We start from the raw sequence: 21,426 nt of genomic DNA, 5'->3' as shown, positions 1-21,426 counted from the left end.
AAAAACATTAGTTTCATCATACAATGACGCAGGTAGAGCGCATCAATAAGAAACTACGAGCAAGATGCTTACAGCGTCATGAGAACAAACCGATGGTGCCTCACTATCGTGTAGCTTACAACTTGACATCCTTGCGTCTCTGGTTAAATTTAGGAGGTTGAGATGTGAACCCCAAGCGAAATGACATACTATGGACGATCAGTCGATATATAAGGTTAGATTCCGTGAAAACGACAAGGGCGATATCCGTGAGGCTTTGGTCCGCGAGGTTTATCCATCGGATATTCCTGGTCTTGTGACCCTTAGCGAATTCGTTTTTAGAGACAACACTAAAAAAATCATCATGCCTGAAGAAGATGCTACCAGTAAGCGTTTTCGCAAGACCTTAGCGATCCACATTCCCTATCACAATATACTCTTCGTTGAAGAGCTGCTCGACGAGCCAGTGGACCTAAAGAACTTGCCATTTCTATCTGAAATCAAGAAAGATTCTCAGAATCCACAACCACAGCAATAGGAATCAGCATGCTGCGAAAGCCATTGATCCTGATGGGCATTTTGTCTGGAGTCTTTCTTACAATTCTCGGTGGAATCACCTTGTTTGGCACAAGCTTACCTGAAGAACATAAGGTAACAACCCAAGAGCACCTGGCCTTTTCTAGGGATCTTGTTTGGCAGAAAGTATCTGATGTAGAGGCACAGGCATCATGGAATCCGTCTATTGCCTCGGTACGTCTATTCGAAGAGAATGGGGTGCAACGTTTCGAGGAAAGTTATAGTAGCGGTGAAGCTGTGACCTATGAAATTATTGAATCGGAAGCACCTCATCGCTTTGTCCGGCGAGTTGCCGATGATATGGCTCCCTTTCAAGTTACTTGGGAGATTGAACTAGAGGAAGCTGGCCCATCTGCAACGACCATCACGATTCAAGAAAGTGGAACGATTAAGAATCCGTTTATACGCTTTATTTCTCACTACTTCGCTGGCCACGAGTCTTTCCAAAAGGCATATATTCAAGCTATCCGTCGCGAGCTTAGTAAGAACTAGTGGCTAGCCGTATTCAGCGATTCGGCACGATAAAAGGAGTAAAAGCCGCGGTAAGTCTTTTCTCATCTAAAGATTTACAGGAGACCCGCAATTAGAACTAATCTTACACAGCCTCTACAAATGGGGCTTCAGAATTGCTGCGAAATTAACCCCAAGGCGTTTCTTGCCAACATATTGGTGTCGCGGATGCGATCGACGAGTACTTCGGATAGATTGCGGTAAACCAGATAACCTAGCCTAGGGTGGTTTTCAAAAAGATCCGTAAGCTCATCTTTGCTAGTCTCATATAGAGTTAGTTCGCCAATGGCGCGTACCGTGGCAGATCGACGGGTTTCTTTAGCTAGAATAAACTCGCCTACTGTTTGGCCTTTGTGAAGCTTAGCCAGCTCTTCCATGGACTGATCGGGAGTAGCTACTTCCACGCTAACCCCACCTTCAACGATCAGATATATATTGTGGGAAATCTCGTTGGCATGAATAAAGACTTCTTTGTCGGGAACCGTTTTCATTCTAAATTTATCTGATAGGGATTTCAGCTCGCTTTCCGAAAGCTCAGAAAACAGCCTGTAGCCTCTCAAAACATCAATAGAAACACTCATGTTACCCTCTACGACAGTCCACCGCTCACTGCCAAGGATAACATGTTTGCGAAGATAATTCACAGCACTCGATGGTAGCAAATTTTTCCCTGTCGTTGGCTATCAAGGCATTGGGCCTTGCTCACCCGGCTGGAATATGCCTAAATGATCAAGATTTAAGCCCTGCTGGCAAGCAACTCAGGGCTACAAGTATCCGGTCACCTAGGAAAGAAATATCATGTCTCAGAAAAGTAGTAACACCCATATCCGCGAGTTCGAAGCCCTCATATCCCCGGTCGAGATGAGAAAGGCTCACCCAGCACCGAATACTGTTATCGACCAAGTATTAGACTACCGATCACAGATTCGCAGTGCACTACAGGGAGACGACCCACGGCTCCTAGTAATCGTCGGCCCATGCTCATTCCATGATCAGAAAGCAGGCCTAGAGTACGCCAATAAACTAAATAAGCTACGCCAGGAATTAGAAGATAAGCTGTTCATCATCATGCGGGTCTATTTTGAAAAACCACGTACCACCGTTGGCTGGAAAGGCTTGATCAACGATCCTCACCTCGATGACTCCCAAGATATGGCTGCCGGCATCCGCAAGGCTCGCCAGGCACTGATATCAATTGCAGAACTAGGGCTTCCTGCAGCTACGGAGTTCTTGGATCCGATCGTTCCACAATATACCAGCGACCTTGTTTCATGGGCAGCAATCGGTGCTCGGACAACCGAAAGTCAGACCCACCGAGAGATGGCAAGCGGCCTCTCTATGCCCGTCGGTTTCAAAAACGCAACTGACGGCAGTCTCGACATTGCCGCCAATGCTATGGTTTCAGCACAAGCTCCTCACGCCTTTCTAGGCATCGATAGCCAAGGGCACACCAGTATTGTTCGAACCAAGGGCAATAAAGATGTCCATATCATCTTGCGAGGTGGTGGAGGGCAACCAAACTACGATCGCAAGTCCATACAAACAGCGAAATCCTTGCTAAAGGCTGAGCCTAACGCACGACGCATCATGATCGATTGTAGTCACGGTAACAGCAATAAAGACTATCGGCGCCAGCCAGAGGTATTCGAAGAGGTCATCGAAACCATTAACCAAGGCGAGCAATCCATCCTAGGGCTGATGCTGGAAAGCTTTTTGGTTGGGGGCAAGCAGAGCTTGGATCAACGTCCGCTAACCTATGGCCAGTCTGTGACCGACGGCTGTATTGATTTTGAAACCACAGAAGCACTCCTTCGCAAGGCCCATAGCAGCCTGCATATATAAGCCTTTCTCCAAGAATTACAATATGTTATTCTGAATCCTTCGGCTATGGCAGAAGGATTCTTAATTCTGCCTTAGACAAGCCGATGCATTATCAAATATGCTGGACATTTAGCGCCAGGGAGGACACATGAAGCGCCAGGGCATTTATTGGCTCGTCGATCACCCAAGCCCCTTGCACGAGGAAAGATCTGCCCTTCTCGAAGAACTCGACTTTGTCGTCACATTCTATAGTAACTTCGAAGATATGTATAAGGACCTGCTCGTCAAACGAGTGTCAATTATTCTTATTGGTGACGAACTTGATCCGGAGCAAGTTAGGCAGGCCATGGATCAATTAGCAGGCATGCCAGACATCCAAGGGGCACGCCTTCTACTATCTTTGTCTAAAGCGAACGATGAGCTGTGCTTTTATGCGTCTTGCTACGGCTTCCGTGACATCATTCCTCTTTCCCTGGATGAAAGCGACTGGTTGCACCGATTCCAGTTTTCCACAGCCAGCAATAATGAAATGTCGCAGCTATCTGCACAGCAGGGCTCAACCGTCAATGACTCGATAGCCGTGGGTATCCCAGCTCGGATCACCTGGATCAACGGTGAGGAGATATGGCTTGAATCGAAAGCCAGACCTTATCTTGGCGATGGACTGCGCGTTAGCGGCCCCCTCGCTGATGAGATGGGCAGCCAAGTTTTAAATCTAAAGGTAAAATCTCAAGAAAGTAAAAATCTAGCCTACCGATTTTCGGAAGCCGCGGTTTGCAGCTGGGAAGCAGATCAAGACGCACCTCCCGAAAACGTCGAACACGTCATCAACGAGCTAAAGAAGAATAATCGAGGGGATAAGAAAAAGGTATTTTTAGCGATGCAATCTCCAGCATTGCGCAACGCGATCATGAAGTACTTAGATCCCAAATTATTTGACGTTCACTCCGCCTTACAAAAGAAGAGCCTTATCAGTGAACCTAAATACTTTACCCCGTCACTGGTTTTCATTGAATATCGCCTTTGTGAAGGAGAAGCCATGGGCCGCTTCCAAGATATGGTTGCGCAAACACCTGATCACTCCACAGTGGTTTTGGTAGGGGCAAAAAAAGAGGATGTCGCTAAGTTTCACAACTTTGCCCTCGGCAGAAATATCGAAGCTTTGTTTCAGATTCCCAAAAACCTTCCAGATTTGATCCAATCAAAATACCTTAAAACAAAGAATGGCAGCTCAGGACAAAACATTCATATCTCGCGGAGCCATCGCTACACCTTTTGTGAAATCAATCTTGATGCCAGGCTGGAACGAGTGGGCGGTGACTTCTTTCAGATCCGAATTCCCATGGGGCTAGCTAATTATGGTCTGGTAAAGTTGATTCTCAAGGATGGTCAAACTCTATTTGCCAAAGTTGTTGGCTCGACCACTCCCAAAAAGCGGGTGGAAGGTGATGAGCAGTCGGAAGAAAGCCATGACCATACCATTACTTGTCGCGTGAATTGGATCAACTCCGAGCACAAGTCAAAAGCTGTCACGCTGATTAACAATAGATAGATCGGAAAAAAGGGGAATGATGATCGAGGCGATCATCATTTACACCATAAGGCAACTTCATATATCCATATTCTTAAATTCTTGCTTTAGCAGACGTGATGGTACAAACGCTGGCAAGTTTTTTTCTCCGCCATGAACATACCCCCAAAGCAGCCCAATAACCTCTCCCTTGCTATTGAGAACTGGACTTCCAGAATCTCCCAAAGCAATCGTCCGATTAGAGCACTGGCTTAGCAAACTCGCCAAGCGGCAGCCCTTCTGGCTACTACAAAGAACTCCCGCATTTGTGGAAATACCATTGCCTAACGCCGAGCAAGGGCTGACAAGTTCCATGTTGTCTCTGACGCTGACAACCCATAGCTTGTCTGTTTGTTCGAAGGAGTAGAGCTTGGTATCAAATTCGAGAAATTGGTTCTTCGCCGATCTGGGCCGATTGGTTTCAATGACCACATAGTCCATCTCTTGATCGGTCCCAATGATTTTCTTGCAGGAGAAGACTTTCCTGTTGCTTGCTGTGATTTGAATTCCATCGCAAGGTTCAGACCCGACAAGGCAGTGATGGTTAGAAACAAAGTGTCGAGAGTCAATAAAAAATCCATTGCACGAATAGGATTTCATTCCATTTGAGCTCACCATGACTCCAAGTGAGTCTCTTATGGAAGCGAGACTAAATGCCCGCCGCCTGTGCTGGCTTCTTTGAGGCTGGTATTTAGGCTGCTTAGAAATATAAATCGTACCGTTGGTATAGTTTACTTTGAGCATGGCGGAGTCGACGACGATGTCTATGAGGTCATCCATCAAATCCATCCGATGCGGTTTTCTTACTAAGAAGGAGAATTCAGAACTTTTTAGAGACGGCTCGACGACAACCTGAACCCCAGCAAACGTTGCACTGGCCTTTGATCGTTCTACTTGAAGACTGCCCTTTGGTTTAACAAATATTTCGTGGTCCGCACTATCTTCTGGCTGGTGGACACAGCTACATAATACAGCGATCCAAACATACTTCAGGTAATTCATCTTTCGCTCCGTTAGAAGGTCTAAGTACACGATCGCACCACCTTCACACAGACTTATCCGAAGCCTTTAAATCGGGGATAATCAAAGTTTTTTCAGGATGAAATAATTCCGAAAGCAAAATTTGATAGAGTCAACTAGCACCGTCTGATTATAGACGGTTTCGACACGATGAACCCTAGCGTTCTGTTGGTACAAGGATGGATAGCGAGGTCAGATTCCTTTTGGGTAGATATACAGGTGGCACTGACCAACCGTGATCTTGTCGGATTTCTTGACGAGGTGCATACCAGTAATCCTCTTGCCGTTGATGAAGGAGCCATTCGTAGAGCCTTGGTCTTCGACAAAAATCTCACCAGTGTCATTGAGCTTAATCATGAGATGCTTGCGAGAAATCTCGGTGTCCTGGTCGAAGTGACCAAAACTCGATGCTCGGCCGATAAATGCCACCTTTTGCTGAAGCTCAATGGTTTCGCTAGACTGATCGCCATATGTGACTTGGATAACCATCTGAATATGCTTTGCAGATTTTAGTTCATCTTCAATCAGCGTATCCACCAAGCTATTGGTGCGATCCTTGCCTTTACGACTTGCAGAAAAGAGAGTTGGGATATGACGAACATTCTTCTCATCTTCCAGGGCAAATCGAAAACTGGTCTTGCCAATCTCAATCACATCCCCTTCCCGAAGCTTAGCCTTGACGATTCGCTCGCCATTGACGTAGGTGCCATTGCTGCTATTCATATCGAATATATGGTAAACATCATCAATGTTCTGGACTTGAAAATGAGTGGCTGAAACCTCCGCATCGCTCACGATCACATCGGCTTTTTCGCGGCCAAAGATCGTATTGTCGCGGCGAAGTTTGACGATCTCATCCTTTCTTTTCCCAGATATACAAACCAGGACTCCGCGCTTGTCCTTATTCGAACCCGTTTGAGTCATCTTCGACCATCCCCTTCTGATCTCAACCGCGACTGCATGGATGATTCGCCGCCTATGGATTTCAGGCTTATCCTACGACAAACGCCAGCCAGTAGAACAACCAAGCGGTAATACCTGTGCCAAAGGAAAGGTAGGACGCGGCACGCCCCATCCTCTTATGTATCATACTATATTTGGAAGGTTTTGGTGGGGTCCCGAAATTTTTAGCAGCGCCATAAACCACCAATATCCACAATACAAACGTGGGAATAGCGAATAGTAGATGAACGATCAGCGCGGGCATAACATAAGAATCGTAATATGGTGAGTCCTCTGCTATCTGTCTCCAGCCCATGGTTCGCATTTCGTATTCAAAACCAATAATCAAAATTCCCATGACCACAGCGATCACCTGCTGAATTCTTTTATGCAGAAGATATTGCCGCCTTTTAGCAAGAACAATACTTAAAACTATGGCAGGAAGCACTAAGACTAAAACGACAGCCATGATATCAACGACGATAGGAGCCCGGGACATTTGATCGATCAAAGCAACCTCGGAAGATAGTTGGTTAAAAAGCAAGGTATAGTATCAGCGTCAATCCCCGAATCAAGACATAAGTCACAAGCGCAACTAGATCCATTGCTATGGTATCAATAATTTGGCTAGCGGTAACAATTGTATACCAACACCCCCGCCATGATTGCCGGAATTTCACGAAATAGGCGGCAATTCGAGCCATTATAACCTATTTTAGCAAGGCACGGTTTGTGCAGCAATATCTGCTCGAGTGCAAATGACTATAAATGGGATGGCTAATGGACTGGAACAGTAAAGTCGATGAGATTAAGAATCTCTGTTATCAATGCGAATTCAGAAAAGTGGTTGAAGCTGTCGATCGAAGCCTGGTGATGGACCCTGGTTCCGATCCTTTTTTCAAAATGCAGCTTTATAAATCCCAGGCTCTATTTGAAATGCATAAAGTTAACGATGCAAAGGCCCTCCTCCGGCACCTTACCGAGCACGAAGAAAAGCAATCCGATTTCTACCTCTATGTGATGGCGAAACTTCATTATTCTGACAAAGAGTGGGAAAAAGCGATTCGATTATTTCGGCTCTTGGCCGACAAAAGTGAATCGGTTCGGGAGTACTTTAAGGCAATTCTCGGTTTGACGAACTCCTACTTTTCCATCCGCAAGACCTCAGAAATTAAACGATTACTACCTGAGTTGGAAGAACTACTCGATGTTGTTCCATTAGACCAAGACTTAAGCTTCCGCTTGCTAAAAGCCAACGTTTTTTATAGCGTCGATAACAATATTCAGAAGGCGAAGCGAATCTTTCAAGAGGTGATCCGCAAGTCGATTCCGCACCAATGGAATTACTTCATCATTAAAAGCTTGTTCGGACTTTCATCTATGTATCAGGAAACAGGGCGATCAGAATCTCTCGAAGCAACACTCGATTTGATGCATTGCTACCTTAATACAGACGAATCAGTTTATCTCACCTACCTGGTCAATGAGAGGTTCAAGGACAATAATTTCACTCTGAGTTCACCGCTTCAGTTTGACCATGAGTTCAAACGAATTGCGGTGCAAGGCAAGTGGATTCCTCTGCACGACAAGCCTCTGATTTACAACTTTCTTGATGTGCTCCATCGCAAAGAAGGATTTGTGAACAAGGAGCAGATCGCAGCTCAGCTCTGGCCTGACCAACAATACAAACCGAGAACCCACGACCCTCGGATATTTGACCTAGCCAGGCGGATTAGGGCTTTGATCGAGCCCTATGAGAATCAACCAGTGTGCTTACTTTCAGGCCGATTTGGGTATAAATTAGCTTCGAAAGATCGAAATATTGAAGTCAACGTAAACCACAGCCCTGCAGCACCAACTCAAAGCGCTGCACATCTTTGAGTTGGATGGGCACAGAATATTACACGGGAGGCCCCATATCATGAAACTTGTAATGCGATGCTTGTTCGGCATGACCATTCTTATCAACAGCCTAGCCATTGGTGGCGAGGGTACCCTGCCCTTTGGCGCTTATGCCATGAGCGGTCAGGTGTTCGATAATGGAACAACGGAGCAACTGCTGCTCAACTTCGAACCTCGCAACTTCACTCAGCCCCTTGATGCGCGGGAAGCGAGCAACTGCCCGAGCAACATGGAGTACTATGACTTCGGTGGTACCATCACTGTTGCTGGTGTGGAATATACCGTCACCACAATTTGCGCGACCAGCGTCAATCTTGGTGACAGAATCGTCATCGGCGAAGCCGGAACGTCTCGGATCGTTCTCGATGGCCTATTGAGCAAGGCAAGCCAGGGATACCAGCTATTCGAAGGAACAGCTGCCATCATCAACGGCCGTGCCGCTCGCGAACTTAAGTTCAGCGTCAGCGAGTAAGTTTAATCTAAGATTAACTCCACCCGCTACCCTGTAAAGGTAGCGGGCTGTCTCTCCATGACCTCATGTTTCAAGCCAGGAAAAGCTGCTACCTAGCGCTCTACATTTAACATTGAATTTTTCCCAAAAATTAGACAAACTGCTTGATTCCTCGTAACGCGCCTGGAGTAAGTCATGACTACCGTTGAAGAAACCTATCAAAGACTAAAATCAAAAATGGCAGATCTTATTCCTGACTTTGAGCTTCAGGAAAAGGCAAAGTTGATTCATGAAATCAACCGCTTGAAGGTAGAAAAGAATGCCGTCATTCTAGGCCATAACTATATGGAACCAGCCCTCTACCATGGCGTAGCCGATTATACCGGTGACTCCCTAGAACTCTGTCACCGCGCAAAAGAGGCTGATAAGGATGTGATAGTCTTCTGCGGCGTCGAATTCATGGCTGAGACCGCAAAGATTTTAAACCCCGATCGTAAGGTTCTGATACCCTCGAAAAAGGCCGGCTGCTCACTGGCGTCCTCGATTACGGCTGCCGATGTTCGCCAGCTGAAAGAGAAGTATCCAGGGGTGCCAGTGGTTACCTATATCAACACCTATGCTGATGTGAAGGCTGAAACCGATGTTTGCTGTACTTCAGGCAATGCTGCTAAGGTCGTTGCGTCCTTGGACTCAGACAAGGTCATATTCATCCCGGATGAATACCTAGCCCGAAATGTCGCCCGAGAGACTGGCAAAACGATTATCTTCCCCGATACTCATATGGCTTCAGCCACTGGCCAGGAGTCCATAGAAAAAGTCTTCATCGGCTGGCACGGCAAGTGCGAGGTTCACGACCTCTTCACTGTTCAGGATATCGAGTCAGTTCGGAGTCAGTACCCAGATGTGGTAGTTTTAGCACACCCCGAGTGCCCTCCTGAAGTCGCCCAAGCAGCAGACTTTTCCGGTAGTACGTCAGCTATGATTAAGTACGTGAAAGAAGTGAACGCACCACGGTATCTACTTCTTACCGAATGCTCGATGGCCGACAACATCATTGCGGAAACCAATGACAAAGATATTCTAAGACTGTGCAGCCACCGCTGTCCTCATATGGCGCAGATTACTTTGGAAGATACCAAACTAGCCTTAGAGGAACTCCACTACGAAGTCACGGTTCCAGAAGATGTCGCCGCGAAAGCGAAACTGTCTATCGATCGGATGATGGAAATTAACTAAGGTCCGTCAAACCTTAGCTAACAGCCTTTATAGACATGGAAGGCGCCTTACCAGACGCCTTTCTGATCCATAAAACTTTTCTGTTCTTGCAGATCATGGATTTGCGTTGCCCAATACAGCTCAGTGCCAAAGTCTGGAAATGCCCTTTGAAAGGCTGGATCTTTGGCTCTTCGTGCGATCCAACCATGAAAGTGAATCATTCGTAAAGCTCGCAACGGCTCAATCAGATCAAGGCTCGCCCAATCAAACTCTCGCATCATCTCGTAGCTGCGGATCAGGCGATCCATTTGCTGCTTGTATTCTGCCCCTCGCCCCAACACCATGAGCCATAGATCCTGCACAGGGGGTCCGATCACCGAATCATCGAAGTCAACCCAAAAAGGTCCTTCAGCTCCCCACAGCAGATTGCCGAGATGACAGTCGCCATGAATTTGAATCTGCTCTGCGGATTCCAGCTTGCTTTCAGCCTGGTCACAAATCTCCTGGACCAAATCACGATAAGTGGACTCTAGGTGAGGCGGCAGATGCTGATGGTCCATAAGATAGCTTAGATTTTGACGGCCGTAAGCTTCCGCGGATATGCGAATGCGGTGCTCAGCGTTCTGAGCAGCCCCCACATTATGGAGCCGCGCCAACAGCCGACCAACCTGATCGATCTGTTCCCCACTCAGCTCATGAGGTGAGCGCCCACCTACCTTCGGAAACACACAATAAAACAGTCCTGAACCTTCAAGCCTCGCCAGAGTTGATCCATCTGATAAAATCTCAGGGGCCACCACAGGAATGTCATCTTCCCGTAATGCCAATAAAAAGCGATGCTCTTCGGCGATCTGCTCACGATTCCAACGACCCGGACGGTAAAACTTAACAATCTTATGCTTATCGTAGGGATGGGCAGGATCATGTTCCAGGTCGAGTTCTAGTTCGTAGACCCGGTTCTCCATACTATTATGGGCAAATGCCCGACCGGTACATCGCACATCTAACACACTCTCGATTGCATCGAGAATCTTATCTGGGGTTAACTCATAGAAAAACTGCGTTTCCTTCTGACCCCATGGTGATTCTGACTCAGCCAATGATGGTAGTCCCCATTTAGGATGTTAATTCCAATGGCTTTTGCCACGAATTTCTTAAGGTAACAAGAATTGATTCGTAAAAGAAACTAAAAAGGAGACCATCCTCCACGGGCAAAATATTGTGTCCACCTCAAATTTTAATACAATATTTTCGGGCAGATAGACCTGCTCATTGAGTATCCCGCGAAACTTACCCGAATGAAATGCCAGGTCTAAATCTAACATCCATTTTCGGGAAGGTGTTAAACCATGAAACTAAGCCGCTCATACATCGGGATTCTTATAATGTTCTTCGGGCTCATGAGCCTTCAGGGCTGCGCTCTCTTTGGTGGGGGTGATCAGCAGCAAGAAGAGTTCGAATCGTTTGACGATCAGGAAGACGAAGATGACGAACAAGAGGGTGATGAGGATCAGCAAGAGCAAGAAGATGATAACTTTGAGAACCAAGAAGAGAATCAACAAAGCCAAGAGTCGAATCAATTTAACGAAGCAAATTCCCTGGGTATGGAGGGAATGGACAATACCGCAAACGACACTCTCTCGAATCTAACCAATACCGATCCCGTCATCTCAGATGATCTCGGTGCGGGTACTGGTATCCCTGGTGCTGATAATTCCATAGGCATGGACAACATGGCTAACAGCGCCATGGGAATGGGCAATGAGATGGAAGATCTCAACGCAATGATGAATAGCATGAATACCGGCAACGCTGCTGGAGGTGTGCCCATGGACCCGGGGATGGGAGCAAATATGGGAATGGACGCTGGTATGATGAATAACGCTGCAGGCGCAACAGCAGCCCCAGCAGCCCCGGCCATGGCGCCCCCTGGAGGCGCAAGAGTTTACTTTGTGATGGCCGGCGGTGCCGAACTTAAAGATACACCGAACGGTACTACGATTCAAAACCTTCCCCAAGGCGACCCTTGCCTGGTAACAGTAGAAGGAGATTGGGCCAATGTTGTAAACCGAGGCTATATCCTACTTTCACAACTAAGTATGAGCCCGGTGGGTCGTGAGATGGGACAACCCGGTTGGAATTAGTTCTTTAAGACCATTGAGCGGTATTTTGAGGAGGGCGTTTCCGACCCTCCTATTTCCACATAAATTCCCTCACCCACCATTGAAGGTCCTACAAAAATTACTTTCCTTTGGCTCTATTCCAAAAAAATTGAATATAAATTCAATCATTTAACTCGAAGACAAATCATCTCTTAAGTTGGCCCATTTTTTTACGATAACATGGTGAACCTTTTTAACCTGGTACCCTCCGGAGTGAGTCGATGAAACCAACTTTCTGCCAATGTTGCAATCGTCAGTACGTGACCCCCGAAGATTATCTTAAGGGCACCTCGAAGTTCCGGGTTTGCTCAAGAGGCAATCTTTGGTTCGAATGCTCCTGTGGCAGTGGAATGATCTTAAAGAAGGGTGAATTTGAGTGGTATTCCCCAACCCTAAATATGTCTGATGCTGCGAAAACCGTCTTCTCCAGCGTCCAAGAGATTAAAAATATCCCTTTGATTCCCTCTGCTGTAATCAAGCTGCAGTCGCTGATTGCTGACGAAAACTCGTCTACTAAAGATATCAAAGAAGCCCTAAAAATGGCTCCCAACATAGCATTAGCGATCATTAATTCAGCGAATAATATCAGAGCCGCATCCGTTCCTGAGATCACCAGCCTAGAGCATGCAGTTTCTTACGTGGGCCGCAAAACACTGAGCGACATGATTCTCGCTGAAACACTTCAAGAGTTCGATTTTAAAACCAATGAGTTTAGTAAAGATAAGTACTGGCAAGAAGCTATATTAACAGGTCGCATTGCAGAATATATCGCAAAAAATTATGCTCCCTCAGTGAATAAAGATGAGGCTTATATCGCTGGTTCCCTGTGTAACGTGGGCAAAGTGGTTTCTGCGATTTGTTTTCCAGAAACTACCGATGACATAACCCGAACATCAGACAATCCTCGTCGACCCAAGACTTATCAAGAGGCGGAAGATCAGCTGCGCTCGATTTCTCACATTGTTCTGGGAGAAGTCGCGGCAGCTTTATGGGGATTCCCAGAATACATCGTTCATAGCCTTTCGAGCCACCACCTCAAGCCAAATGATGTGGATGACCTCGCTGAAGATGATACCGATTTCCTTGACGAGGATGATGATAAACCAGAGCATGAAGGCCCGACACTTCAGCAAGTGGTTGCTCTTGCGAACCAGTACACCCATTGGGTGATGTTGCAGCCTCATCGCATGGATGAAACTCTGTTTGAGAAATACGCGAAAATCTTTGGCTTCGATGAGAAAAAACGGGACGAAGTGGGGACCTCTCTAATGGAGTTCCGCGAAAAAGCGGCTAGCTAGGCTGAAAGGATAGCCAAATGGGTAAGGTACTACTTGTTGATGACGAACCAGAGTTTCTTGAAGTGCTAAAAGTAACTCTCGACGACGCTGGCTTTAACACCGTAATTGCTGGTGGAGGAGTTGAAGCACTGGCCATCGTCAAACAGAACAAAGATATCGACTGCATCTTAACTGATTATTTTATGCCGGAAATGAGAGGCGATGAACTCGCCCTCAGCATCAAGCACCAGTACGATATTCCTGTGATGATCATGACTGGAGACGCGAACATATCCTTTGAGAAACTATACAGCTCTGGGATTTCTGGTATTCTTGCCAAACCAATAGACTCGGAAGGCTTTATCGAGTTTCTAAAAAACAACGACATTCATCTCGCCAACGAATTAAACACCTACCAACGGAAATTTCTGCGCCGAAAGCCTTCCCAATTGCAGCTCGATGTGATGGTATCAAACGGCAGACAGTCCTCGCGGGGGGACTTGCTCAACCTGAGTACCGGTGGATTGGGAGTCGAGCTGGAATCACCTGTTGTGCCGATTTCTACGGTATCGTTTCAATTAAGCAAAGATAACGAGACTGTTCAAGGTTATATGCACTGTCGATGGAAAAGTATCGATTCTGATTCTACCAAAGCTGGCTTTGAGTTCGACTCGATCACCAAGCAAGAGCTTTCCAAGAACGAGACCTTCCAAAAGTGGGTAAAAATTACTTAGCCCTGAATGCGCCTGATTCCTAGCTGGATGAAGCCGATCTCTATTAGTCAACACTAACTACCTACTACAGTAGTTTAACTGCTATTCAATCAATGAACTTTTGAAACCATCCCAAATCATTCTTTTGCCATCAAAGGGGAGAACACTTGGATCTGTCATGTAGCTTAGTCTAGAGTCTTCCATGCATTTTTTATTTACTTGGTCCCTGTGTTCTCTGTCTCTATAAGTTATGCAAGCATAAACCACGATTTCATCTTCCTTTAAGTTTACACTCCCAGGAAATGAGGTAATTTCACCAATAGGAGCGTCATCAGCAATACACACAAAGTAGTCTATAGCCCCATGCTCCTTCCAAACATCCGCTGAAATCTGAGCTAATTTTTTGTATTCATCAAGCTTATTTTGGGGAAAAGGAATTAAAAAACCGTCGACATATTTACTCGTAGGGGATCCCTAGATTTAGTTCGAAAGCTGGAAGAGCTTACGATGAAAACCTCGTAAAGACAAGTTTTGGAACCCACGTCAGTTCATATCAGCGCCCGAATGGTAGCTCCTGCCCAATGGTGATGAAAGTAAGCCAGGATTAGCAGGACGTGAACTACCGGAGCCGAAGACGACGACCTGCGAAACACGCCATAAACTACACAACAACGTAGGTGAGCTGTAATGACTCTCCACCTAGGTATAATGCAAGTATTTGCAAATAAAATTTGGTTGTGACATATATCGGCAATGACCAAAGCGCTCTCATGTGGGGTGTGTATCAATAGGCAGTACGTTGCCACTGACCCTTATGGGTGGAAAAGGAGATGATCGTGCAGTCCATTTTGAATAAAGTATCACTACCAATATTTTCACTCCTCTTGATCTTATCCTGCTCGGATAGCAAAGATGATCAGGATCAGCAAAACCCTTTAAACCTTCAAGGTCCAGTTGCTAGTAGAATTCTCGTAGCAGACGGTTTGGAGCCTATTCTTAAGGTCGTGGACCTAGGTGAAGGGAAGGTTCTACAAAGCATTCCAACCTCTGGAACTTCTAGGGTCTATACCGGAGAAACTGGACGATTCGCCTATGCTATACAGATGACGGAAAATAAGGTGAACATTGTCGATGGGGGGCTATGGTTTGAAAATGGAGTGCAAGTTCAAGACAACCCTCGCCTCATGGAAACAAGCCTTGAAGGCCCTCTTCCCATCCATTTCGTCGCCAAAGCTGGCTATGCAGCGATCTTCTTCGATGAAGGAGGAATCGCTCAGTTCATCCCTGAATCGTTAGAAGATGGCCTTGGAAACGACCCAATAACCATAGATTCAGGGGCTCCCCACCACGGCGTAGCACTTGCCTTCGGAGATCATTTTTTGGTATCAAAACCATTGATTGAGGAGGCACAGGAAGGAGGGCTTCCTGTCGGCATTCAGGTGTTCAATCAGACAGGCAATCGGGTAGGCCAAAATTTTGAAGACTGCCCAGCGTTACACGGAGAAGCTGCGACAGATAAAGTGGTAGCCTTCGGTTGCGGTGATGGCGTGTTGATGATTGAAGAAGCAGATGAAGGGCTGAAGAGTTATAAAGTTGCCCCGAGTGAGCTAGGCCCTGAGGATAAGGGGCGGGTGGGTACCTTGGTAGCCCATAACAAGGCCCCTTACATAGTGGGTAACTTCGGTAAAAATCGCTATGTTGAGATCGACCCAAGTACTAAGGCAATGACTATTCGCGAGATGTCGATGGACTATAGCCGCTTTAAATTTTCAAGTGATGGTCGCTATCTTATCTTCTTAGGTCGTGATGGCACACTTGGAGTCCTTGATGTAGAAACCCGAGAACTTATTCACCAATCGAAAGTCACATCAGAGTCCACCGGGGAGAACCATGGGGCTATAGACCCTCAGATAACTGTTGGCCAAGGGTTTGTCTTCATCAGCAACCCAAGGGATGGTGAAGTGGTTGTCTTTGACCTGATATCTCTCTCCATTAAGAAAGTTATCCAGATTGGTGGAACTCCCACTATGTTGACTAGTTTTGGTTCCCAGTAGACTGTTGAGAATTGGCAAACTACGGAGGACAACTCCACGGAAGAGTATATCTGAGAATCTTCTTACTGAGATGCCGCTTTTGATCGAGAAACTTGAAAAAAATCTGTTTTCAACCGATCAGGAGTGGAGCCTCGATACATTGCAAGATTTTGATCCTAAATTAGCACTCAGCTAGGAATCTGAATGCACTTCACCATTCCCGATGACGGCAGGAAAGTAGCTTGTTTTATAGGTTTTTCCAGTAATTCGAGAAGGGCTATCCCGTGAATCCATATGTTTCTTTTTGTTTCAAGAGGTACGATATCGCCTGAGGATATGACAGTGGTTTTGCGAACAGATACCCTTGACCAAATTCACACCCCATCTGTTTAAGTGTCTCAAAGTCTCCCTCTGTTTCAATTCCCTCTGCAATCGAAGGCAGCCCCATACCCATTGCCATATCGATGATAGCTTTTGTGATAACTTGCACTTTCCTATCTTTATTCATATTTCTCACGAATGATTGATCAACCTTCAAGTTATCAACCTCGAATCGGCTTAAATAACTCAAACTAGAATAACCTGTTCCAAAGTCATCAAGTGCAACCTGAAACCCAAGCTTTCTAGACTTGTTGATCATATGAAGTGCGGAAGCACCTTGCATGAGTGTTCTTTCTGTAACTTCTAGCTTAATATCTTTTGGGGAAGTACAAGTTTCTTTTATAGCCTCTAAGAGGTGATTAAAGAAGTGTGGGTCTTGGAACTGACGGCCTGATATATTGATACTCATAAATAGTGCCTGTGGGAAACGATGTTTTTCAAGCTGCTTTTTGAATAAGGAGAGATGCTTACATGCCTGCTCTATAACCCATCTACCAATGGGAACTATGAGACTCGTCTCCTCCGCAATACCAATGAAAACATCAGGCCTTACTAGCCCTCTATTGGGGCTATGCCAGCGTATCAAGGATTCAAACCCCACCAACTGACGATCCAGCATATTAACGATAGGTTGAAAATGGAGCTGAAACTGCCCTTCTTGCAACCCTTGCTTCAAGTCAGATTCCAACCTCAGGCGATCTAGAGCTTCATGTTTCTGCTTCGCTATTGCGTCTGCCTCTAGTAGTCTCGATACGGACCTCGAAACATCTGTTTGATTTAATACAGAACGATTTGAAAATCGAACATGTTTCAACAGCATAGTTATCAGAAGGCGAACAATTGGATCAGCGGCTTCGAATCTTTCTGAGATCGCTTCATTCGAAACAATCGCTAGTTCAGCGCTCTCCAGTGCAACTGCCGAAGCGGAGCGAGGGGAACCGTCGAGAACAGACATCTCGCCAAAAATTTCTCCGACACCTAAATTAGCAAGAACGACTTTTTCTAAATCTGAAGTAACGAATACTTCGACCCGCCCCATCTCAATAATAAAAGCACAGTTTCCACTATCGCCTTGAGAAAAAATAACTTCCCCAGGAGAATAGCGACGTTTTTTAGTCGTTCCCAGCACGCTGCTCCCACTATACAAAGGCCGACGGAGATTTATTAACTGATTAGCGTCGACACTGCTGGCTAGAGCCGGTCTTAATCCCCACAGGCACAGACCTTTTATTATATTTTGACATCAAAATGATTTTTATTGCAAATATTTGCATTAAAAATTTTGACATCGATACTGTTGTAACCGAATACTGTAAATATATACTAGTCATTTTATCCTTATCCAAAGCTAAAAACTAAGCCTATATTGCAAATATTTGTATTATATGCTGTCTTTGAAAAGAGTGTGCGAGTGAATGCCAATATCTGAGAAGCTCACAAAAGCCTAGATCCCCCCTTCTACGGGACTAAAACCTAGTTCGATCTGACCACCTTCGGTTACTGAACAAGCAAACACATCGCGAAAAAGAAGACTTCCTGAGCTAGCTAAGGCTTGATCCTCGCTTGCGAGGCTCGCATCGCCTGCATTGGTCGTCGTGTACTTGATACTATCGAAGGCCATTTGGAGTGTCATCATCATTCGACGAGCTGCAGGAGATCACACTTACTACCAAAACCCGGACTCACATAAAAGCAATAATATCTGCTATTTATGGGCATAAATATGGATACCAACCACCTGCGGGTAAGACGGGAAAGTCTGGAAATCTTTCAAGCTCTATACTGTTGACAAAACACTTTAGATGAGTCTATAGATCTTTCTGAATCCGTATTAGCGTCGCCGCTCCTTCACTTCCTGGTTTCTGCCCACAGCCTTCAACTCTCAGCTCCTGCTTCAATTATTTCCTATCTATTGCAAATAGTTGCAATAATGGTGCGATACGTGTAGAGTCGGTGTCAATACGGATTGAGTCTAAAGGCGTTATGCCCTTAGCTCAGTTCTCTAGGATAGCTACTAGGTGTGTATAGTGCGTTGCCTCATAGTTGCTTTTAGGTTAACTCTACCTGGGTCTGATCTGCCTATAGTTGCGGATAACTGTTTTTTACAAAACCTTGGAAAAGCTGCTGGATGCTCCATCACTAGCCAATAAGCCGAGGTTAAAATTAAGGGAGAATAGAAAATGAAAGTTATGACTAAACTCGCATTCGCCGGATTGGCTGTAGTAGTTTTCACGGGCTGTGGTAGCGATGATGACGACCCAGTGGCGACCACCAGTGTTTTCGGCAAGGCTTATACTGTTATCTCAGGATCGCCCACAGTAGAGGGTAATTCCGTTTCGGGCACAGGCACCCTGAATTTCGGAGACACCCTCGTACAAGAACGCGCCGAAGAAACTAACTTCCTTCTAACCATCGATCTAAGTGCTGCTGATGACAGCTCCGTAGCTCTTCACAGCTTCTCTGAATCGGACTTAACTGGCGGACAAATTGTCACCCTTGGTAAGAACGACGGTAACCTAGCGATGAACTATACCACTGGTAGCGGTACAGAAGATACCGTTACTACCTTCAACAGTACTGCGGACACCTCGACAAGCTTCACAATTAGCGTCGAAGTACACAACGGAGAAGATAATGGTTCTCATGTGATTGCTTGGATTGGAGATGACTTCCCAGAATCCGCGGAGCCCGCTGAAAAAACAGACGGGATTTACGGCGCCGGTAAATTCGTGGGACTCAATCTCAACAATGCAACAGTCACCGCTTTCACAGTTGGCGCTGCTGAAGCCGAAGATGAAGAGTGAGATTTCCCTTGATAAGAACTAAGCAAAACCGAAACCCAGCTCGACTTATGTCGCTGGGGTTTTTTCTTCTTTCAGCCTTAAGCCCGATATTAAGATCCACCGCGTTAGCAGACCAAGGTGGGCTCAAAACCAGCTTGGCTGTTGACCTTGTCGGCTCTTTTCCTGTTGGTGAAGAAACATCATCTGTCCAGTATCAATCTAAAGAGTCCTACAAACTGCGTTCCGCTGAATTCATGCTTTATGCACCTATCGACCCAAGGTTCGACGGTGTTCTAAGCTTCGCTGCCCACCCTGAGGGAAGTCAGGCCTATGGAGAACCTGAAGTTCACGAAGCTTACCTAAGCTCTGTTAAGCTTTTGGATGGTTTTCGATTCAAAGCCGGGCAGTTCTTCTTGGGGATCGGCCGCATAAACCAGATTCATCAGCATGACTGGCCATTCATAACACCAACTATCATGCAGAAAGAATTGTTCGGTTCCAACGAAGGAATCATTGACACTGGCCTCGAAGTGTCTTCACTTCTGCCACTACCTTTCTACATGGATGTAACGATTGGTGTAACTAATGGCCGCGACTTTGGTCATAGCCACGTGGAAGACGACCTTCCCAAGAGTCCAACCCACTATAGCCGTATCGTAACCTACAACGACATCGTTGCACCGACTCAGATAGGCTTTAACTACGTGGGACGCACCAGTGCCATTGGCGAGAAAATGCAGCTTTATGGTTTCGATCTTACCAGTAAGATCCGAACATACGGCCACCTGACCTGGCTGCTACAGGCTGAACTATGGAAGAGAGAGTTAACTCTTTCGGGAACAACTGATGAGTTGCTGGGAGGCTATGCCTACCTTCAGCACTATCTGACACGTGACCTAGCTGTTGGTGCACGCTATGACTACAGTACTGTAACTTCCACTGAGAATGACAACAGCCGCGGCGGCTACGAAATAAACTTACTTTATTTCAGCAGCGAGTTTGCAAGGGTTGGGCTGGCCTACTACCACAATCAAAGGGATCAGGAAGGTCGAGACAAAGAAGAAACCACTCAAGTGCTAATGCAAACTGCCTTCATTCTGGGCGCTCACCCCAGTCATGATTTTTAGGAGACATGAAATTGCGAAAACTTTCCTTATGGCTACTGCTAACGTCTCTGATCGTGACATCTTCCCTTTATGGAAAAGTTTTGAATGTTGTGGCGACCACCCCTGATATCGCATGGGTTGCTTCGGAACTGCTCCAAAAGGATGGAAGCGTCACAACCCTACTAAATGGGTACGAAGATGCCCATGCCGTGGATGCTGTCCCGAGCTTTATCTTGGCTGCCTCCAAAGCTGATGTATTCTGCTTTGTTGGTGTATCTCTTGAGGTTGGCTGGGTACCTAAAGTTATCGAGAAAACAGCAAACCAAAAGATTCAATTCGGTCGCGATGGTTATTGCGATGTGGGAGCTTCAATTGAGACCTTGGAAAAGCCCAAAGGCCCCATCGATCGAAGTATGGGTGATGTTCACCCTGAGGGAAACCCTCACTACTATGCGAGCCTTCCTGACTTAAGTAAGGCAGCGGAAAAGATGGCCATTCATTTCGCAGCCAACCTTGACGAGGCAGGAATGGTGCGCATGCAGGGAAACCTTGAGCGGCTTAAGAAACGGTTACAAACCAAGCACGTTGAACTGAAAGCTAAGCTACTGGAGCATTTTGGAGACCAGTTGCCGACTTTAGCGCAGTACCATGGCAACTTCACCTATTTCTTCAAGTCCTACGGATTTAAGTTATTCGGCAATGTGGAGGAAACTCCAGGTGTTGCACCATCTGCTGGCGCAGTTGCTTTGAAAGCAATGGACGCAAAGAAGGCCAAGGTCTCAGCTGTTTTAGCGGTGCCATTCAACTCCAGATCGGTAGTTGAAAAGTTTGCCAAAATTGCTAAGATCCCTGCCATAATTCATAGCGACATGGCTCAACCAGGTCGTGAGTCCATAAAAACCCCGCTACTATTACAGCAAAGCCTGGTGGATACAATTATTGATAAGCTCCCAAGAACACACAAAGCTCATCCTTGAGCTAGATT

The 21,426-nt window shown here is 46.1% G+C and carries 21 protein-coding genes and 1 pseudogene; 14 read left to right on the top strand and 8 right to left on the bottom strand.

All coding sequences use genetic code 11. The features are described 5' to 3' along the window. The first annotated feature begins 190 nt into the window (after positions 1-190). Entirely contained in the window at positions 191-517 is a 327-nt protein-coding gene (locus B9N89_RS19245) for a DUF1820 family protein (protein WP_132319902.1), read from the top strand. Positions 518-525: 8 nt separating this feature from the next. Further along, complete coding sequence (locus B9N89_RS19240; RefSeq protein WP_132319900.1) at positions 526-1,047, top strand: SRPBCC family protein; 522 nt, start codon at positions 526-528, stop codon at positions 1,045-1,047. Positions 1,048-1,175: 128 nt separating this feature from the next. Here the strand turns inward: B9N89_RS19240 and B9N89_RS19235 are convergent, their stop codons facing one another. Beyond that, positions 1,176-1,727: a cyclic nucleotide-binding domain-containing protein gene (locus B9N89_RS19235; RefSeq protein WP_132319898.1), complete on the bottom strand. Its 552-nt coding sequence runs from the start codon at positions 1,725-1,727 to the stop codon at positions 1,176-1,178. Positions 1,728-1,863: 136 nt separating this feature from the next. Between B9N89_RS19235 and B9N89_RS19230 the strand changes: the two genes are divergently transcribed. Both B9N89_RS19230 and B9N89_RS19225 read left to right on the top strand, forming a co-directional pair. Continuing rightward, on the top strand, positions 1,864-2,907 hold the full coding sequence (locus B9N89_RS19230) for a 3-deoxy-7-phosphoheptulonate synthase (protein ID WP_132319896.1): 1,044 nt from the start codon (positions 1,864-1,866) through the stop codon (positions 2,905-2,907). A gap of 127 nt (positions 2,908-3,034) precedes the next feature. Then, on the top strand, positions 3,035-4,438 hold the full coding sequence (locus B9N89_RS19225; protein ID WP_132319894.1) for a hypothetical protein: 1,404 nt from the start codon (positions 3,035-3,037) through the stop codon (positions 4,436-4,438). 57 nt (positions 4,439-4,495) lie between these two features. On the opposite strand, the gene B9N89_RS19220 is transcribed toward B9N89_RS19225, so the two are convergent. From B9N89_RS19220 to B9N89_RS19210, 3 genes are all read right to left on the bottom strand, one after another. Next, positions 4,496-5,458 carry a S1 family peptidase gene (locus B9N89_RS19220; protein ID WP_143478222.1) on the bottom strand — a complete coding sequence of 321 codons (963 nt, stop codon included), beginning with the start codon at positions 5,456-5,458 and terminating at the stop codon, positions 4,496-4,498. 210 nt (positions 5,459-5,668) lie between these two features. Beyond that, positions 5,669-6,400, bottom strand: a complete 732-nt coding sequence (locus tag B9N89_RS19215) for an FHA domain-containing protein (protein WP_132319890.1) — start codon at positions 6,398-6,400, stop codon at positions 5,669-5,671. A gap of 67 nt (positions 6,401-6,467) precedes the next feature. Further along, positions 6,468-6,962 (bottom strand): DUF420 domain-containing protein, encoded by a 495-nt coding sequence (locus B9N89_RS19210; RefSeq protein ID WP_132319888.1) that lies wholly within the window; start codon positions 6,960-6,962, stop codon positions 6,468-6,470. Between the two features lie 236 nt (positions 6,963-7,198). On the opposite strand from B9N89_RS19210, the gene B9N89_RS19205 reads away from it, so the two are divergent. From B9N89_RS19205 to nadA, 3 genes are all read left to right on the top strand, one after another. After that, positions 7,199-8,299: a tetratricopeptide repeat protein gene (locus B9N89_RS19205; protein WP_132319886.1), complete on the top strand. Its 1,101-nt coding sequence runs from the start codon at positions 7,199-7,201 to the stop codon at positions 8,297-8,299. Between the two features lie 40 nt (positions 8,300-8,339). Then, entirely contained in the window at positions 8,340-8,792 is a 453-nt protein-coding gene (locus tag B9N89_RS19200; RefSeq protein ID WP_132319884.1) for a hypothetical protein, read from the top strand. A 174-nt stretch (positions 8,793-8,966) separates the two neighbouring features. After that, entirely contained in the window at positions 8,967-10,007 is a 1,041-nt protein-coding gene (gene nadA / locus B9N89_RS19195) for a quinolinate synthase NadA (protein ID WP_132319882.1), read from the top strand. Positions 10,008-10,054: 47 nt separating this feature from the next. Here the strand turns inward: nadA and B9N89_RS19190 are convergent, their stop codons facing one another. Further along, on the bottom strand, positions 10,055-11,086 hold the full coding sequence (locus B9N89_RS19190) for a serine/threonine protein kinase (RefSeq protein ID WP_132319880.1): 1,032 nt from the start codon (positions 11,084-11,086) through the stop codon (positions 10,055-10,057). Positions 11,087-11,335: 249 nt separating this feature from the next. On the opposite strand from B9N89_RS19190, the gene B9N89_RS19185 reads away from it, so the two are divergent. The 3 genes from B9N89_RS19185 to B9N89_RS19175 all read left to right on the top strand — a co-directional run bounded on the left by B9N89_RS19185 (position 11,336) and on the right by B9N89_RS19175 (position 14,159). Further along, complete coding sequence (locus tag B9N89_RS19185) at positions 11,336-12,130, top strand: hypothetical protein (protein ID WP_132319878.1); 795 nt, start codon at positions 11,336-11,338, stop codon at positions 12,128-12,130. Positions 12,131-12,369: 239 nt separating this feature from the next. After that, the gene (locus B9N89_RS19180; RefSeq protein ID WP_132319876.1) at positions 12,370-13,446 is read left to right on the top strand and encodes an HDOD domain-containing protein; all 1,077 of its coding nucleotides are present in this window, start codon (positions 12,370-12,372) and stop codon (positions 13,444-13,446) included. A gap of 17 nt (positions 13,447-13,463) precedes the next feature. Then, the gene (locus B9N89_RS19175) at positions 13,464-14,159 is read left to right on the top strand and encodes a response regulator (protein ID WP_132319874.1); all 696 of its coding nucleotides are present in this window, start codon (positions 13,464-13,466) and stop codon (positions 14,157-14,159) included. An 81-nt stretch (positions 14,160-14,240) separates the two neighbouring features. Here B9N89_RS19175 and B9N89_RS32450 read toward each other — a convergent pair. After that, positions 14,241-14,585, bottom strand: a pseudogene (locus B9N89_RS32450) (DUF1428 domain-containing protein); the annotation flags it as partial. Positions 14,586-14,974: 389 nt separating this feature from the next. Here B9N89_RS32450 and B9N89_RS19165 point away from each other — a divergent pair. Further along, a complete protein-coding gene (locus B9N89_RS19165) occupies positions 14,975-16,192 on the top strand; it encodes a cytochrome D1 domain-containing protein (protein WP_132319872.1) in 1,218 nt (405 codons plus the stop codon). A 256-nt stretch (positions 16,193-16,448) separates the two neighbouring features. Here B9N89_RS19165 and B9N89_RS19160 read toward each other — a convergent pair whose 3' ends face one another. Both B9N89_RS19160 and B9N89_RS19155 read right to left on the bottom strand, forming a co-directional pair. Beyond that, complete coding sequence (locus tag B9N89_RS19160) at positions 16,449-17,681, bottom strand: EAL domain-containing protein (RefSeq protein WP_132319870.1); 1,233 nt, start codon at positions 17,679-17,681, stop codon at positions 16,449-16,451. Between the two features lie 315 nt (positions 17,682-17,996). Beyond that, a complete protein-coding gene (locus B9N89_RS19155) occupies positions 17,997-18,191 on the bottom strand; it encodes a hypothetical protein (RefSeq protein ID WP_143478221.1) in 195 nt (64 codons plus the stop codon). A gap of 541 nt (positions 18,192-18,732) precedes the next feature. Here B9N89_RS19155 and B9N89_RS19150 point away from each other — a divergent pair. The 3 genes from B9N89_RS19150 to B9N89_RS19140 are packed head-to-tail and all read left to right on the top strand — an operon-like array spanning position 18,733 to position 21,418. Continuing rightward, entirely contained in the window at positions 18,733-19,356 is a 624-nt protein-coding gene (locus B9N89_RS19150) for a hypothetical protein (RefSeq protein WP_132319866.1), read from the top strand. A gap of 8 nt (positions 19,357-19,364) precedes the next feature. After that, complete coding sequence (locus tag B9N89_RS19145) at positions 19,365-20,462, top strand: hypothetical protein (protein WP_132319864.1); 1,098 nt, start codon at positions 19,365-19,367, stop codon at positions 20,460-20,462. Positions 20,463-20,467: 5 nt separating this feature from the next. Next, the gene (locus tag B9N89_RS19140) at positions 20,468-21,418 is read left to right on the top strand and encodes a metal ABC transporter substrate-binding protein (protein ID WP_132319862.1); all 951 of its coding nucleotides are present in this window, start codon (positions 20,468-20,470) and stop codon (positions 21,416-21,418) included. Positions 21,419-21,426 lie beyond the last annotated feature (8 nt).

The sequence above is a fragment of the Pseudobacteriovorax antillogorgiicola genome (genome assembly GCF_900177345.1).
In the GTDB taxonomy this organism is placed as follows: domain Bacteria; phylum Bdellovibrionota_B; class Oligoflexia; order Oligoflexales; family Oligoflexaceae; genus Pseudobacteriovorax; species Pseudobacteriovorax antillogorgiicola.
The sequence above is the reverse complement of the archived record's forward strand: the minus strand, read 5'-3'. Positions and strand labels throughout refer to the sequence as shown.

What these genes read in the sequence shown, in the direction of transcription:
- B9N89_RS19245 (WP_132319902.1), top strand. Translation starts at nt 191, where the DNA reads ATGGACGATCAGTCGATATATAAGGTTAGATTCCGTGAAAACGACAAG.
- B9N89_RS19240 (WP_132319900.1), top strand. Translation starts at nt 526, where the DNA reads ATGCTGCGAAAGCCATTGATCCTGATGGGCATTTTGTCTGGAGTCTTT.
- B9N89_RS19230 (WP_132319896.1), top strand. Translation starts at nt 1,864, where the DNA reads ATGTCTCAGAAAAGTAGTAACACCCATATCCGCGAGTTCGAAGCCCTC.
- B9N89_RS19225 (WP_132319894.1), top strand. Translation starts at nt 3,035, where the DNA reads ATGAAGCGCCAGGGCATTTATTGGCTCGTCGATCACCCAAGCCCCTTG.
- B9N89_RS19220 (WP_143478222.1), bottom strand. Translation starts at nt 5,458, where the DNA reads ATGAATTACCTGAAGTATGTTTGGATCGCTGTATTATGTAGCTGTGTC.
- B9N89_RS19215 (WP_132319890.1), bottom strand. Translation starts at nt 6,400, where the DNA reads ATGACTCAAACGGGTTCGAATAAGGACAAGCGCGGAGTCCTGGTTTGT.
- B9N89_RS19205 (WP_132319886.1), top strand. Translation starts at nt 7,199, where the DNA reads ATGGACTGGAACAGTAAAGTCGATGAGATTAAGAATCTCTGTTATCAA.
- B9N89_RS19200 (WP_132319884.1), top strand. Translation starts at nt 8,340, where the DNA reads ATGAAACTTGTAATGCGATGCTTGTTCGGCATGACCATTCTTATCAAC.
- nadA (WP_132319882.1), top strand. Translation starts at nt 8,967, where the DNA reads ATGACTACCGTTGAAGAAACCTATCAAAGACTAAAATCAAAAATGGCA.
- B9N89_RS19185 (WP_132319878.1), top strand. Translation starts at nt 11,336, where the DNA reads ATGAAACTAAGCCGCTCATACATCGGGATTCTTATAATGTTCTTCGGG.
- B9N89_RS19180 (WP_132319876.1), top strand. Translation starts at nt 12,370, where the DNA reads ATGAAACCAACTTTCTGCCAATGTTGCAATCGTCAGTACGTGACCCCC.
- B9N89_RS19175 (WP_132319874.1), top strand. Translation starts at nt 13,464, where the DNA reads ATGGGTAAGGTACTACTTGTTGATGACGAACCAGAGTTTCTTGAAGTG.
- B9N89_RS19155 (WP_143478221.1), bottom strand. Translation starts at nt 18,191, where the DNA reads ATGATGATGACACTCCAAATGGCCTTCGATAGTATCAAGTACACGACG.
- B9N89_RS19150 (WP_132319866.1), top strand. Translation starts at nt 18,733, where the DNA reads ATGAAAGTTATGACTAAACTCGCATTCGCCGGATTGGCTGTAGTAGTT.
- B9N89_RS19140 (WP_132319862.1), top strand. Translation starts at nt 20,468, where the DNA reads ATGAAATTGCGAAAACTTTCCTTATGGCTACTGCTAACGTCTCTGATC.